Source organism: Mesorhizobium sp. Arg314, from assembly GCF_053714275.1.
Window position 1 is genome coordinate 91,482 of sequence record NZ_JBSKBP010000004.1, and the last position, 13,915, is coordinate 105,396.

General features: G+C 61.4%; 12 protein-coding genes and 1 tRNA gene. 8 read left to right on the forward strand and 5 right to left on the reverse strand.

The window, feature by feature from the left end; genetic code table 11:
* Position 1: 1 nt before the first annotated feature.
* Both ACWGS9_RS06080 and ACWGS9_RS06085 read right to left on the reverse strand, forming a co-directional pair.
* Positions 2–733: an NUDIX hydrolase gene (locus ACWGS9_RS06080; protein ID WP_454504374.1), complete on the reverse strand. Its 732-nt coding sequence runs from the start codon at positions 731–733 to the stop codon at positions 2–4.
* Between the two features lie 237 nt (positions 734–970).
* Positions 971–1,849: a LysR substrate-binding domain-containing protein gene (locus ACWGS9_RS06085; RefSeq protein ID WP_454504375.1), complete on the reverse strand. Its 879-nt coding sequence runs from the start codon at positions 1,847–1,849 to the stop codon at positions 971–973.
* Between the two features lie 131 nt (positions 1,850–1,980).
* Between ACWGS9_RS06085 and ACWGS9_RS06090 the strand changes: the two genes are divergently transcribed.
* Positions 1,981–3,378, forward strand: coding sequence for an FAD-binding oxidoreductase (locus ACWGS9_RS06090; protein ID WP_454504376.1), 1,398 nt, complete (start codon positions 1,981–1,983; stop codon positions 3,376–3,378).
* 12 nt (positions 3,379–3,390) lie between these two features.
* Entirely contained in the window at positions 3,391–4,566 is a 1,176-nt protein-coding gene (locus tag ACWGS9_RS06095) for an MFS transporter (RefSeq protein ID WP_454504540.1), read from the forward strand.
* A gap of 59 nt (positions 4,567–4,625) precedes the next feature.
* On the opposite strand, the gene ACWGS9_RS06100 is transcribed toward ACWGS9_RS06095, so the two are convergent.
* Positions 4,626–5,156 (reverse strand): dihydrofolate reductase family protein, encoded by a 531-nt coding sequence (locus ACWGS9_RS06100; RefSeq protein ID WP_454504377.1) that lies wholly within the window; start codon positions 5,154–5,156, stop codon positions 4,626–4,628.
* Between the two features lie 326 nt (positions 5,157–5,482).
* On the opposite strand from ACWGS9_RS06100, the gene ACWGS9_RS06105 reads away from it, so the two are divergent.
* Positions 5,483–7,183 carry a DUF262 domain-containing protein gene (locus tag ACWGS9_RS06105; RefSeq protein WP_454504378.1) on the forward strand — a complete coding sequence of 567 codons (1,701 nt, stop codon included), beginning with the start codon at positions 5,483–5,485 and terminating at the stop codon, positions 7,181–7,183.
* Positions 7,184–7,196: 13 nt separating this feature from the next.
* Complete coding sequence (locus tag ACWGS9_RS06110) at positions 7,197–7,988, forward strand: hypothetical protein (RefSeq protein WP_454504379.1); 792 nt, start codon at positions 7,197–7,199, stop codon at positions 7,986–7,988.
* A gap of 208 nt (positions 7,989–8,196) precedes the next feature.
* Here the strand turns inward: ACWGS9_RS06110 and ACWGS9_RS06115 are convergent.
* Both ACWGS9_RS06115 and ACWGS9_RS06120 read right to left on the reverse strand, forming a co-directional pair.
* Positions 8,197–8,273, reverse strand: a tRNA-Arg gene (locus ACWGS9_RS06115).
* 189 nt (positions 8,274–8,462) lie between these two features.
* Positions 8,463–9,971, reverse strand: a complete 1,509-nt coding sequence (locus tag ACWGS9_RS06120) for an ATP-binding protein (RefSeq protein ID WP_454504380.1) — start codon at positions 9,969–9,971, stop codon at positions 8,463–8,465.
* 254 nt (positions 9,972–10,225) lie between these two features.
* On the opposite strand from ACWGS9_RS06120, the gene rpmH reads away from it, so the two are divergent.
* From rpmH to ACWGS9_RS06140, 4 genes are all read left to right on the forward strand, one after another.
* On the forward strand, positions 10,226–10,360 hold the full coding sequence (gene rpmH / locus ACWGS9_RS06125) for a 50S ribosomal protein L34 (RefSeq protein ID WP_008833937.1): 135 nt from the start codon (positions 10,226–10,228) through the stop codon (positions 10,358–10,360).
* A 16-nt stretch (positions 10,361–10,376) separates the two neighbouring features.
* Complete coding sequence (rnpA, locus tag ACWGS9_RS06130) at positions 10,377–10,730, forward strand: ribonuclease P protein component (protein WP_454504381.1); 354 nt, start codon at positions 10,377–10,379, stop codon at positions 10,728–10,730.
* Positions 10,731–10,744: 14 nt separating this feature from the next.
* Complete coding sequence (gene yidC, locus ACWGS9_RS06135) at positions 10,745–12,562, forward strand: membrane protein insertase YidC (RefSeq protein WP_454504382.1); 1,818 nt, start codon at positions 10,745–10,747, stop codon at positions 12,560–12,562.
* 599 nt (positions 12,563–13,161) lie between these two features.
* Positions 13,162–13,899, forward strand: a complete 738-nt coding sequence (locus ACWGS9_RS06140; protein ID WP_454504383.1) for a hypothetical protein — start codon at positions 13,162–13,164, stop codon at positions 13,897–13,899.
* Positions 13,900–13,915 lie beyond the last annotated feature (16 nt).

A 13,915-nucleotide genomic window follows, 5' to 3' on the forward strand; every position in this document is an offset into this window, starting at 1 on the left:
CTCAATCGGCCGTGGAACGTTGGAAACGATAGAGCTCAGCCGGGCGGAAGGCGGCGCCCGATTCATAGGCGCCGGTGGCCGCCAGCCAGCCTTTGTCGAGCTGGCGCCGGCGGAAGGCCGGCTTGTTGAGCGCGGCACCCAGGACCGCCTCGTGCACATCCTGCAACTGCCGCAGTGTGAAGAGCTCGGGCAGCAGCGCGAAGGCGACATCGGAATAGTCGAGCTTGCCGCGCAACCTGAGCATCGCTATCGCCAGGATGGCGGCATGGTCGAAGGCGAGCGTCAGCGCTTCCTTGTCCGGGGAGAGCACGTCGACCGGGCCGCCGGCCTCGCCGGCCCAGGGCACCTGGATCGCGGCGGGCAGCAGCGCCGGCATAGCGCTGAGCGCTGTGTCGAAGGCTCGCTCGGTGAGCAGCGCCAGGTAGGCGACGCTGATGATGCGCATGCGCGGATCGCGGTCTACCGCGCCAAAGGTGTAGAGCTGTTCGAGATGCGCATGAGCCATGCCGGCCTTCTCGCGCAGCACCCGAGCGGCGGCTGCATCGAGGGACTCGTCGATGCCGACGAAGCCGCCCGGCAGGGCCCGGCGGCCGGCATGCGGAAGCTGGTCGCGCTTGACCAGCAGCACTGTCGGCCGGCCCTCGCGGATGCCCATCAGGACGAGGTCCACTGCGACCGAGGGGCGCCGGAACGCGCCGGGGTCGTATTCCTTGAGGAAATCGGTCTCGTTCATCGGTGCATCTCGTATATAATATGCGGCATACATATAAGTATTTTGCATATATGTCAACACACAAGCGTTAGAAAGGGAGGGCGCGCCGAACGAGAACCTACGACGGCGCAGCACAGTCCTCGGCGCGCAAATCCGCCTGCGCGGCGGTGGCGCGCACTAAGGGTGTCAGCGCAGCCTTCAGAGGAGACTTCCGGTTGCTGAGCCAGTGTCGCAGGGCGCGGCGACAGGCCGACAATCTCACAATACGGTTCTCATCCACGCCAGGAAGGACTCCATCACCGCCGACCGCGGGCTGTGATGCATCCACAGGACGTAAAAGCTGTAGCCCGGCAGGGACAATGGATGCGCTTTGACGAGCGAGCCGTTTTCCAGTTCACGGCCGACCACGACGTCGCTCAGGATCGCAATGCCTTGCCCGGCTACAACCGCATCGATGGCATGCAGCTCCTCGCGGAAGCTCAGATCCCAGGCTTTGTCCGGGATCAGGTCGGGATCGATCGAACGGGCCGTTGCCAGCCATCGGCGCCAGGTGGGAGCGTCCGGATCCCGGTTCATCCAGTCGAAATGGATCAACGGATAGCGCAGGAGATCCGCGGCGCGCTCGATCGACCGCCCATCGCTGGCCAGCAACCCTGGACTGCAAATGGGAAAGAAGGAATCGCGGCACAGCTCTTGCCCGGCAAAACCCGAAGGCGGGCGCCGCGTGTAGCGGACCGCCACGTCCGCGGCGCCGGCACGCAGATCGAGCAGCGCATCCGTCCCGATGATCTCCAGCGGCGCGGCCGGGTTGGCCTCTCGCCATTTCGGCAGGCGAGGCACCAGCCATCGGCTGGCGAAAGCGTTCGGACTTGTCACCCGCAATGGCGCTTGGACATCCGGCTCGGCGACCGCGGCAAGAGAACCGGCGAGGAGATCGAAGCCGTTGCGGACGATCGGGAACAGCCGCGCTCCCGCACTCGTCAGCACGAGCGGGCGCGGCCGGCGCTGGAACAGCTTGCGACCGTAGATCTCTTCCAGCAGGCGGACCTGGTGGCTGATGGCCGTCGGTGTCACGCCCAGCTCCACCGCCGCGGCCTTGAAGCTGCCGTGCCGGGCGGCGGTCTCGAAGGCGTGCAAGGCGCGGAGCGGCGGGCTGTTCCTCATGCCGGCAGTGTAGATGAATTTCGCTCATCCAGTACCTAAGAATTTCCCTTTTGCGGAAGGCCGGGCCCTGTGAGACCGTAGTCCTGCTGGAACCGAGGACGACAATGATGGACCTTCCACGACAGACCGACAGGCCATCGGGCCGATCCCATTCCTCGATCACCGCGATCGAACAACTCCGGCAGGGCTTGCGGGGCGAAGTGGTCTTGCCGACGGACGCCGGCTACGACCGGGCACGCGCGGTCTGGAACGGGGCGATCGACAAACGTCCCACCGCAATCGTCTTTTGCGCCAATCGCGATGACGTCGTCCGTGCCGTGACCTATGCCAGGTCACAAGGCTGTCTCGTTGCCGTTCGCAGCGGCGGCCATAACGTCGCCGGCCTCTCGGTCTGCGACGGCGGGATGGTGATCGATCTATCCCGCATGAAGGAGATCGTCGTCGATCCCGAGCGACGCGTCGCCAGGGCCAAGGCCGGCCTGAATCTCGGTGAGTTCGACGCAGCCACGCAGGCGCACGGCCTCGCAACGACCATGGGCGTCAACGGCGACACCGGTATTGCCGGCCTGACGCTGGGTGGCGGCTTCGGCAAGCTCGGGCGAAAGCACGGGCTGAGCTGCGACAATCTGATCGCGGCTGAAATCGTCACCGCCGAGGGACGGTTGTTGCACACAAGCGCCAGCGAGCATCCCGACCTGTTCTGGGCCTTGTGCGGCGGCGGCGGCAATTTCGGCATCGTGACCGCGTTCGAATACCGGTTGCACCCGATCGGCCCGTCGCTTCTCGTGGGCTCGGTGCTGCACGCCTACAATGATGCGCGCGAGGCCATGCGGTTTTACGACAAATTCTCCCGCGACGCCCCGGACGAGATGAGCGTCGACGCCGCGCTCGTCACGCTGCCCTCGGGCGAGCGTGCGTTTAGCATCTCGGCCTGCTATGTCGGGCCACCCGAAGCGGGCGAACCCGTCATTGCGCCGCTGATGAAATTCGGATCCCCCATCGACAGTCGCCTTCAGGTCATTCCCTATCTTCAGATCCAATCGGCGGGCGACAGCCTCTTTCCACGCGGGCGACGCTATTACTGGAAAGCGCAGTTCATGCGCGAGATCAGCGATGGCGCGATCGAGGCGCTGCTCGACGCTTACGCGCGGGCTCCCAATCGCTCCTCCCTGCTGGTTTTCCAGCAGGTCGGCGGCGCGATCGCTCGCGTGCCAGCGTCGCACTCGCCCTATGCCAACCGCGATGCGGCCCTCGATTGCTTCCCCATCGCCATCTGGGACGATCCGGCCGATGACGAGGCAAATATCCGCTGGGCGCGGCACCTGTGGAATGCGGTCAGACCGTTCTCGACCGGCGGCGTCTATGCCAACAATCTCGGTGATGAGGGCGACGAGCGCGTGCGTGATGCCTACGGCGCCAATTATGCGCGCCTCGCTGCCATCAAGAAGCAATACGACCCGACCAATTTCTTCCGATTGAACCAGAATATCAGACCTGGATAATTCGTGGGACCGGTGCGCAGTCGCTGGACGATCCTTGCTGTCCTTATTGTCGCCCGCACCGCGATGGCGTTTCAGTTCCAGAGCGTTGCCGCCGTCGCGCCCCTTGTCGGCAACAGCCTCGGCGCGAGTCTCGCCGACATCGGGATACTGATCGGCCTCTATCTTGCGCCCGGGGTCGTATTGGCCCTGCCCGGCGCGACGATCGGCCGGCGCCATGGCGACAAGGCGACCGTTCTCGCCGGCCTCCTGATGATGCTGGCGGGTGAGCTGCTGATGACGGGGTCGACGTCCTGGAACCTGCAGATTGGCGGCCGGCTGATCGGCGGCACCGGCGGCGTCCTCCTGAACGTGCTGATGACCAAGATGGTCGCCGACTGGTTTGCCGGCCGGGAAATGGCAACCGCCATGGCGATCTACATCAACTCATGGCCGGCAGGCATCGCCATCGCTCTCATGCTGCTGCCGGCAATCGGGACGACGTTCGGGATGAACGCCGTGGGCATTGCCGTTTCGGTCCCCATTATCGTCGGCATCGGCGTCATGGCCTTCGTCTATCGCGCCCCGGACGTAGCGTCCGCCGGCGGGATCGAACGCCGCGGCGTTTCGGCCGGGACCACCTGCGCGCTCATCACCGCCGGCCTGATCTGGTGCCTCTACAACGTCGGCTTCGCAATGGTCTTCAGCTTCGGTCCCTCGATGCTTGTCGAGCGCGGCTGGTCCAACGCGGCGGCGGGACCGGCGATCAGCGTCGTGCTTTGGCTGGCCACCCTTTCGGTCCCCCTGGGCGGCTTGCTGGCTGATCGCAGCAAACGCGGCGGCGCGGTCCTCGCCGCGGGCTGTGCCGGCTTCGCTTTGCTGATGCTCCTTCTGTCGCGAAACGGAGCCGTGCTGCCCGTCACCATCGCCATGGGGATCGTATGCGGCTTGCCCGCCGGCGCGATCATGAGCCTGCCCACGCGCGTGCTCGATCCAAGGACGCGATCGATCGGGATGGGCGTGTTCTACACCGTCTACTATGCCGGCATGCTGGCCGCGCCGGCGGTCGGCGGCAAGCTTGCCGTTTGGGCCGACACCGCGGCGGCCGCATTGGAATTCGGCGCCGCCGCCCTCCTCCTGTGCCCGCAGCTTCTTTGGTCATTCCACCGGATCAACCGGCTGCCGCAGCCGATGACGGTTCCATCCAGGTAGCTGCCGTTGCGCTCTATGGCGGGAAGCGGAGATCCATGGTGTTCGCAAGACGATCAGGATCAGGCAGGACCATAGGTCAGCCTGATCACATCCTCGCCGATCCGATCACTGGTCAAAAGGCGGAGCGGCGGCCGAGGCCCGGCGAAATAGGGCTTGCCGTGACCAAGCACGACCGGGTGCAGGTAGATCCGATACTCATCGATCAAGCCCAGTTCGGTGAGGCTTCGCGCCAAGTCAGGGCCGGCAACTTCGATCTCGCCGTCGCGCTCGGCCTTCAGCTTGCGAATAGCGCCCTCGAGATCGCCCTCGACAAGCGTAGCGTTGGGGCCGACCGACTGCAACGAACGCGAAACGACCCATTTCGGTTGGTTCCGCCACGCCGCCGCGTAGGCAAGCCGCTCGGCATCCCATTCAGGATGCTCGTCGTCCCAGTAGCGCATGATCTCATACATGCGGCGACCATAGATGCTGCCCGCCTGTCCCCGCGCCTCCTCGATGAAGTGGCGGAAGAGAGTGGGGCTTGGGCCAAACGCCATATGATCGACGTAGCCGTCCAGCGACTGGTTCATTCCGAACACGAGCTTGGCCATACCCGTTCCTTTACATGATTATCCGCGCGCATCTGATTGCGTTATGCAATCGGTTGTAGGTTAGATCGACTGGTTTTATTTCGCAATTGGTTCTTGGAGCAGGACTTTGTAGATCCTTTGAGGTTTTCGCGGAAACAGAGATCGACGCTTTGCAGGCTCGCGTGTCGCAGAAATCCTAAAACCCGCGACAGCACGCTTCGTAGATCGTCGCGGAGCTGTTTCTGCCGCTGAAATAGCGCTTTCTGCCGCGAGTAGCGACTTCGCTGCCGTTTTGTGTTGACTCAACGATAGCCAGAAGGGGAAACGGGCGGTGGCGTCGTCGCTGTTTGCAAGCCGATCGCGTATATGGCAACTTTTGTGGGATTGGCGCATCAACGCCCATCGCTAAAGTGAGCGCCACCTTGCAAACACCATTAAACGCCTCTGCAAGCACCGCCGGTGCGCTGTTTTCTACCACTACCTTTGAGGTGCCCGAGTTCCAGCGGGAATATTCGTGGGCGCTCGAAGAGGTCTCCGAGTTCTGGGCTGATCTGCAAATGAGCCTTGAAGCGGAAACCTATTTCTTGGGCTTGATCATTCTGACCAACCCGAGCGGGGCCGACGATGGTCGCAAGCACGTCGTTGACGGACAGCAGCGCATAATAACGTTAAGTTTGCTGGCAACAGCAATCTTCCATGAAGCGGTGAGGCGTGAAAGAAAGGCGCTAGCTGACCGGATCCAAGCTGATTTTCTGCGTTCCATCGATTACGAGTCTGACGAAACTGCGCCGCGCGTGGAACTGTCTGATACTGCTGATGACGCAACCTTCCAACTGATCCTTGCTAAGGGGAATGTGCAAGTCGCTGCAACTGACGATTCTGACTCCGTCTCGAGTCGGATGGTCGCATCCTACAACTTCCTAGCGCGTAAGCTTTCGGATGATCTAAAAAGTGACCCGTTTAAACGGCTGGGCAAATGGACGGATTTCATAACGAACAGACTTTATTTTGCTGTCTTCGTTCACCCCGACGCCGCGTCCGCCTATCAGGTTTTTGAGGTTGTCAATACGCGCGGCAAGGATCTCACCACTGCCGATTTGCTTAAGAACTATGTTCTTAGCCAAACTCCACCGGCAGGTCGGTCTGATCGCTACACACAATGGCGAACTCTATCGAAACAATTTCCGAACGAAGGCACGAACAATTTTGTGCAGTTCATAAGGCATGTGGTGACAGTGCGAAGCGGGCACGTTTTGCCGAAAGACCTGTTTGGCTTTCTCGCCGGACGTTTGCGCCTGTCGGGCCGCATCCCCCCTGTCCCCGAGGAACTTATGCTGATGCTAGATAGTGCTCTGCCTCAGTATCAGCAAATGATCGACCCTACCCTAGCGGGCCCCAGCGACCCTGAGGCCCTGAGTGTTTTTTCTGCCTTGAACAGCCTCAGCGTTATTGCGGTCCGCCCAATACTTCTAGCCTTGGCAGATGTTCCAGATTCAATCGAGGGTATGCGCTACATACTCAAGCTGGTAGTTCGCCGCATAATTGTCGGGAATCTGGGCACAGGCAATGTAGAGCGTCGCCTTGGTGAGGCCGCAAAAAATATCCGCGATTCAAACAACTGGCGATCAATCATCCACGATCTGAAGGATCTTAATCCAGCCAAAGAGCAATTTGTCGACCAACTGCGAAAGAGATCGTTCAATAAGCAAGTTCTTCACTTCATGAGGCGCTCTATATTACAACACACTATTGTACCCGAGGACGAAGGTGTTCTTCATTTTATTTGGACACGGCAGTCTGATTTCGAGGGAATGGATGAAGATGAAGGGTCATTCTGGGCGTCCACGATCGGAAACTCGTTCTTATCCACGCTGGATCGCCGTCCGAAAGATGTGGTCAATTGGGCCACCTTCAAGCAGCATATGCTTCCCACAGCCGTCGCGAATGAATGGGTTGACCGACTACAAGAGGTAGGAGAATGGGATGCGGCGGCCGTTGACCAGATTGGTGCGAAGTTGGCTGTCGCCGCTGGCGAGATCTGGTACTAGTCGGGAAAACGTAGTGAGCGCTGACGCCGCTACCTCGAAAGTCCTTGCGGTTCTGAACCGCGACGTACGCCTGGAAGCCCTTGACGCGTTAGCGTTTGCTTTGCGGCCTGAGCCGTCGACCGTACCTCTCAGTGAGACAGCTATCGCGTTTGATGCAAACGTCTTTCTGCGCCTAGGCAGTCACGCGAAGGGCGCGGATATCGTCGACTACTTAAGGGCGGCGCACGCCGCGCCAGTGATCTTGCCGGGTCAGGTGGTCCAAGAGTTTTGGAACAATCAGTTCACGGCGGTAGACTCTCTCGCTGTCGGCATCAAAAAGCGATACGACCAGCTAAAGGCCGATGTAGATAAGGTAGATGGTACGTTTGGCCCATTCGCGGATCGGTTCAGCGCGTTACTGGACGAGTTCCAAGGGAGCTATGGCTACATTTACGACGAGGCGACCGTTCGGCGAATGGACGCCTTCATGGAGATGCTAAAGCAGAAGGCCGCCGTGCCTTTTGTACCCCGCCAACTGTTTTCCCCAACGGCCCTTCTTCGAAAAAAGACTAAGACGCCCCCCGGCTTTAGGGATGATGGGGACGGCGACTTCTTTGTCTGGGCTGACCTCTTGGTCGGATTGCAGAACGCGCTCGACGCCGGATCCACATTCGGTCGCGTGATTCTCGTTTCGCAGGAGAAGAAGATCGACTGGAACCGCGAAGGCACTGCCCACCCGATCCTTGCAGCAGAAATGAAGGCTTTGACCGGGGCCAGTTTCGAGATATGGCCGATCGACAAGCTTGCCCGCGAAGTTGCACCCTAAAGCGCGTCGCGCTGAACCGGATTCAGGCGACGCACTTTAAGTCTTTGTTTTGATGCATGTCATTGTCCCAGAACCGCTGCACACTTCTGGGCGACATGCATTAGACACGCCTCAGGCGAGACGAAACGGCAAACAAAGTTAGCCCACCCTAAGTTGGACTAACGCGCGACCATATCGAATACGGGGTATCGGATTTCATTGAAGAAAATGGCGCGCCCGAAGAGATTCGAACTCCTGACCCCCAGATTCGTAGTCTGGTGCTCTATCCAGCTGAGCTACGGGCGCGCAACAGGCCGTGTGTGACACAAGCCCCGCGATCCGGTCGAGACGGCCGGCCGCGATGTGGAGTGTTCCCTAACGACTGAATTCGCGAATTGCAAGCCGATCCGGCAAAAGTTTTGTCGCTGGTGGTTTTTGCCCGCTTTGATCAAGGCGCGCCGCTACCGACAAGCGGCTCAGCCAGAGGTCGTGGCGTCAAGCAGGTCTGCGCAAGCTTCCGCGCGCTTGATCGAGCCGTACCGGCTGGTCGGGGATGGTGACGGCGAAGACGGTGCGGCCGCCGATCGATTCGACGAGCTCGACCGTGCCGCCATGGGCGCGGATCAATTCATGCGCGATCGCCAGGCCGAGGCCGGTGCCGCCGCTGCGCGCCGAGCCGCGGAAGGCGGCGAACAGGTTCTCGCGCGCCTTGGGCGGCAGGCCGGGGCCGGTGTCGGTGACGGTGATGCGGCTGACGCTGCCATGGCGCTCGGCCGCGACCGCCAGCCGGCGCACCACCGCGCTCTCCGTGTCGGCGGCCATCGCCTGCACCGAGTTGCGGCAGAGATTGGTGAGCACGCGGAAAAGGTGGTCGGAATCAGCGTCGACCTCGAAAGCGAGATCGACGGCGTTGATGAACTCGATACCTTGCTCGATATCGAGCAGGCCGTGCACGTCGTCGACCAGCTGGCGAAGCCGGAGACGCCGGCGTGACGGCGCCGGCTCCTGCGTGCGGCCATAGTGAAGCACGCCTTCGGAATAGGAGACGGCGCGGTCGAGCGCACGCAGAAGTTTCGGCGCGAAGGACTGCACGGTCGGGTCCTTCACCTGGCGCAGGCGGTCCGACATCAGCTGCGCGGAAGCCAGGATGTTGCGCATGTCGTGGTTGATCTTCGACACGGCCAGGCCGAGATCGGCGAGGTGCTTCTGCTCCGACAGCATCTTCTGCAACCGGTCCTGCATCTGCGCCAGCTCGCGCTCGGCCACGCCGATCTCGTCGGAGCGCTCGGTCGGAGAGATGACGCGGCCGGGATCGTCGGGTGCCTCGGAGAAGGACAGGATCGAGCGCGTCATGGTGCGGATCGGCCCGATCATGATCAGGTCTATCGCCGCATAGACCAGCATGGCGGTGAACAGCGAGATGAGCAGCGACACGACGGCGACGTTGCGCGAGTATCTGAGCATTGCGTCGCGCAGACGGTAATCCGGCATGATCAGCTCGAATTCCTTGTCGCTGTCGCCGACCGGGCCGAAGACGCGCAGCATGCGCTTGCCGCCGAAGAACAGCGTGTCGAGCGCGCCGGTCATGCCGTTGACCAGGCCGACATTCGCGATGTCGATATGCTCGTCGACCTGCGGCGGCATGTCTGAAACGACAAGCAGCCGCGAAACCCCGCCGTCGCGCACCGCGATCGCCTTGGCGCCGATCGCCATCAGCACGTCGTTCTGGGCGTTGTGCGACAACGAGTTGGGCTCGCCCTGCAACAGCACGATCGACACGGCGGCGGCAGTGCTCAACCGCTCCTTCAGCCAGTTGACCCGGTAGCTGGCGATCCAGGGCAGGAAGATCAGGATTTCAGCCAGCAGCACGAAGGCGATGGTGAGCAGGAGGAGCTTGGTCGACAGGCCACGCGACAGCGGCACCCGGCGCGTCGAATTCGCCGCCGCAGGCGTTGCCTTCTCGTTCGTTGCCTTCTCGTTCGTGGGCAGAGCTTCACTCGTCATTGACGCGCATTCACAAAGGCTTGATCGGCCAAGATTATGCGATTTGCGGCATTTTTGCCAATTTCATTGTCGCCCGCGAAAAGATACCTCGGGGCCGGGGCGGATTGACTTCCAAAAACCTTCTTTCTATAAGCCCGCTCACGCTCGGGCCATTCGTCCCGGCGCGGTTTCGATCGCGCCTAAGCCGGCCCGGCAAAGCTCCTGTTACAGAGTGACAGAATCAAGAAGGGCCGCACCCCGCGGTATTAAAACAAATGAAGCGTACCTACCAACCGTCCAAGCTCGTCCGTAAGCGCCGGCATGGTTTCCGTGCCCGCATGGCCACCAAGGGTGGCCGTGGCGTCGTTGCTGCCCGCCGTAATCGCGGCCGCAAGCGGCTCAGCGCCTGAACGAAAGACGAGATCGTTGCCCGCAACCGGCAAGCCAAAGGGGAACGCCCCCGGACGGCTTCTGAAACGCGCGGACTTCCTGGCTGTGCGCGGCGGCGAGAAACGCCGCGGACGGCTTTTTCTCGTTGAAGTTCTCGACCGTGGCGATGCTTCTGCGCCGCGCGTCGGCTACACCGTCACCAAGAAGGTCGGCAACGCCGTGGTGCGCAATCGCGTCCGGCGGCGGCTCAGGGAAGCGGTGCGAACGCATGCCGCCGATGACATGGCGCCCGGCAATGACTATGTCATCGTCGGGCGTGACGACGTGCTTGCCATACCGTTCGGCCAGTTGAAGGCCGAGCTTTCCCGCCGGCTGCGCGGAACACGATAGGCCAAGGGCTTTCGATGGAAAACAACCGCAATTTCTTCATCACCATCGCGCTGTCGGTGCTGATCCTGACACTCTGGCAGGTGTTCTACATGAACCCGAAGATGGAGCAGCAGCGCGAGCAGGCCCGCATCGAACAGCAGCGCGTCGAGGCACAGAAGAAGGAAGCGCAGGGCACCAATCCTGGCGCGGCCGCAACGCCGGCGCCGACTCCTGGCGCCATTCCGACCGCGCCGGGTGGCGAGACCGTCACTGTCGCGAGCCGAGACCAGGCTGTTGCCGCGACCAAGCGCGTCAAGATCGATACGCCGAGCCTCGAAGGCTCGATCAACCTGACCGGCGCGCGCCTCGACGACCTGAAGCTCAAGCACTATACCGAGACGGTCGACAAGAACTCGCCAGAGATCCAGCTTCTCAACCCCCAGGCGCTGCCCACCGGCTATTTCGCCGAGATCGGTTTCGTCGGCACCGACAAGACGGGCGCGGTACCAAGCTCGGACACGCTGTGGATCGTCGAAGGCAATCCGACTTTGACCCCGTCGACGCCGGTGACGCTGACCTACACGAACGACAAGGGCCTGACCTTCAAACGCACCATCTCGGTCGACAATGATTACATGTTCACCGTTTCCGACACGGTGCAGAATTCAGGAAGCGCCGCCGTCAGCCTGTTCAACTACGGGCGCGTCACGCGCTACGACAAGCCGGCGGTCGCCAGCACCTATGTGCTGCATGAAGGCCTGATCGGCGTTACCGGCACCGAGGGGCTGGCGGAGTACAAATACGCAGCCATCGAAAAGGACAAGGAAGTCAAGCCCGGCAAGTCGACCGACGGCTGGCTCGGCATCACCGACAAATACTGGGCCGTCACCCTGGTGCCGACAGAGAAGCAGCCCTTCCAGCCGCGCTACGCCTATTTCGAGGACGGGCGCCATCGTTATCAATCAGACTTCCTGACCGACCCGATCAACATCGAGGCCGGCCAGTCGGCGACCGTCGAAACCGAAGTGTTCGCCGGCGCCAAGGAAGTCGCCAAGATCAATGCCTATGCGCAGGACCGCCACATCAAGCGGTTCGACCTCTTGATCGACTGGGGCTGGTTCTATTTCATCACCAAGCCGATGTTCTGGCTGATCGACACGCTCTACAAATTCTTCGGCAATTTCGGGCTGGCGATCCTCGCCACCACCGTCGTCGTCAAGGCCCTGTTCTTCCCGCTCGCCAACAAATCCTACGCCTCGATGGCGAACATGAAGAAGGTGCAGCCGAAGATGGTCGAGATCCGCGAGAAATACGCGGACGACAAGATGAAGCAGCAGCAGGCGATGATGGAGCTCTACAAGACCGAAAAGATCAATCCGCTGGCCGGCTGCTGGCCGGTGGCGCTGCAGATCCCGGTCTTCTTCTCGCTCTACAAGGTGCTCTACATCACCATCGAAATGCGGCACGCGCCGTTCTTCGGCTGGATCCACGATCTGGCGGCACCCGATCCGACCTCGATCTTCAACCTGTTCGGGCTGCTGCCGTTCGCAGCACCGGCCTTCCTGCCGCATATGGGCGCCTGGGCGGTGGTCATGGGCATCACCATGTTCCTGCAGATGCGCATGAACCCGGCGCCGCCGGACCCAACGCAGGCGGCGATCTTCACCTGGATGCCGGTGATCTTCACCTTCATGATGGGCAGCTTCCCCGCCGGCCTCGTCATCTACTGGGCCTGGAACAACACGCTCTCGATCCTGCAGCAGGGCGTGATCATGAAGCGCCAGGGCGCCAAGATCGAATTGTGGGACAATCTGGCGGCGCTGTTCCGCAAGAAACCATCGCCGGCGGAATAGCCGGCACCCCCCGAGTCCCAAACCAAAACCCCGGCCTTTGGCCGGGGCTTTCGTTGGCAGCCGCTGGAGCGGTTCAGCGTTTGGTAGGTGACCTGCTCCAACTCTTTGTTTTTACGCAATTCCGGACGGAAGGCTACGGTGAAGTCGCCGAGCCTGACCGCTGCGCAGTTTTCCTGGAATTGCTCTAATCTTTCCAAAAATTTTGTCGGGAGCCGTGAAACTCCGCGCCGGCTCGTTTCGTATGATTCTGGTCCACCCCAAAAAGGCCGGGTGGCTTCCGGCGCAACGACGCCGGTGTTTGGGAGGCTGCCCGGCAGGCCGGGGTCCCGCGGCGGGACCCCGGTCCTTTCCGCAGATCGATGGCTGAGATCTTTGAACCACGGCTGCCAAACAAGTCGGCGGCTGCGTCGTAGGTCCGGCAAGCCACAGGCGAGGAGAAATTTGAGAAAATCTGAAATCGCAGCTACCATCGAAGCTGCGATGAAAAATAGGGCTCAGCGGCTGAATATAGCGGCAGACCTCGCGCTTCAGGAGCGATAATCTAAATCTCAACAGCCGGTGCTTCAGTCGGCATACAGCGGCTCGACAGGGAGATGAACATGTCTTCGATGCCGCGCGCCTTGACGAGGTTCATTACCTTCGGATTACCCCGATCCGCGTGGCGCTTCGCTGCTCTCGGCGCCGTCATCTTGGGGGCGCTTTTGTCCCCGGCCGCTCAGGCCTCCGACATATGTCAGATCGGTGATCCGGCCAATGCCGGCTTGGGGCTGGCAGAGATCAAACCCTCGAAGGGCATCGATCTGAGCAAGACAGAGGCGCCTTGCCCCGATGACAGCGGCCAGTGCAAGTCGCAGTTACATCTCAAGAAAAACGAACTGGTGCTCACGACGAGCCTTATCAATGGTCCCTATGTCTGCGTTTATGTTGCCGGCTCGAGCACGAATGTCGGCGGCTATGTGAAACAGACGGACATCGCGCCGCGCCCGCCGCTGCCGCTTAAAGCGTGGAAAGGCAAATGGCGCGAAGCATTTGGCAACTGGATCAAACTGCGCGTCGAAGGCGATGCCCTCAGGGCCGATGGCGAGGCATTTTACCCGTCGGCGCATCCGTCCAAAAAAGAAGCTCCAGGCGGTCCCCATATGGGCGACATGCCGCCCGGACCGGCGACGCCGCGCAACAACGTCGCCGTGTTTGCGTTTCCTGATGATCATGGTCCTGACAGTTGCCGCGTCATCGCCGCGTTGGATAAGGCGGCCCTCGTGGTGAGCGACAACGCCGAGGACAGCGGCAATTGCGGCGGCCTGAATGTCAGTTTCTCTGGTGATTATTACAAATGAGACGGCCCATGCCACG

Bases quoted from the DNA above. Each gene is read 5' to 3' on its own strand.
- ACWGS9_RS06080 (WP_454504374.1), bottom strand. From the start codon at position 733: ATGAACGAGACCGATTTCCTCAAGGAATACGACCCCGGCGCGTTCCGG.
- ACWGS9_RS06120 (WP_454504380.1), bottom strand. From the start codon at position 9,971: ATGACGAGTGAAGCTCTGCCCACGAACGAGAAGGCAACGAACGAGAAG.
- ACWGS9_RS06140 (WP_454504383.1), top strand. From the start codon at position 13,162: ATGTCTTCGATGCCGCGCGCCTTGACGAGGTTCATTACCTTCGGATTA.
- ACWGS9_RS06090 (WP_454504376.1), top strand. From the start codon at position 1,981: ATGATGGACCTTCCACGACAGACCGACAGGCCATCGGGCCGATCCCAT.
- ACWGS9_RS06100 (WP_454504377.1), bottom strand. From the start codon at position 5,156: ATGGCCAAGCTCGTGTTCGGAATGAACCAGTCGCTGGACGGCTACGTC.
- rpmH (WP_008833937.1), top strand. From the start codon at position 10,226: ATGAAGCGTACCTACCAACCGTCCAAGCTCGTCCGTAAGCGCCGGCAT.
- yidC (WP_454504382.1), top strand. From the start codon at position 10,745: ATGGAAAACAACCGCAATTTCTTCATCACCATCGCGCTGTCGGTGCTG.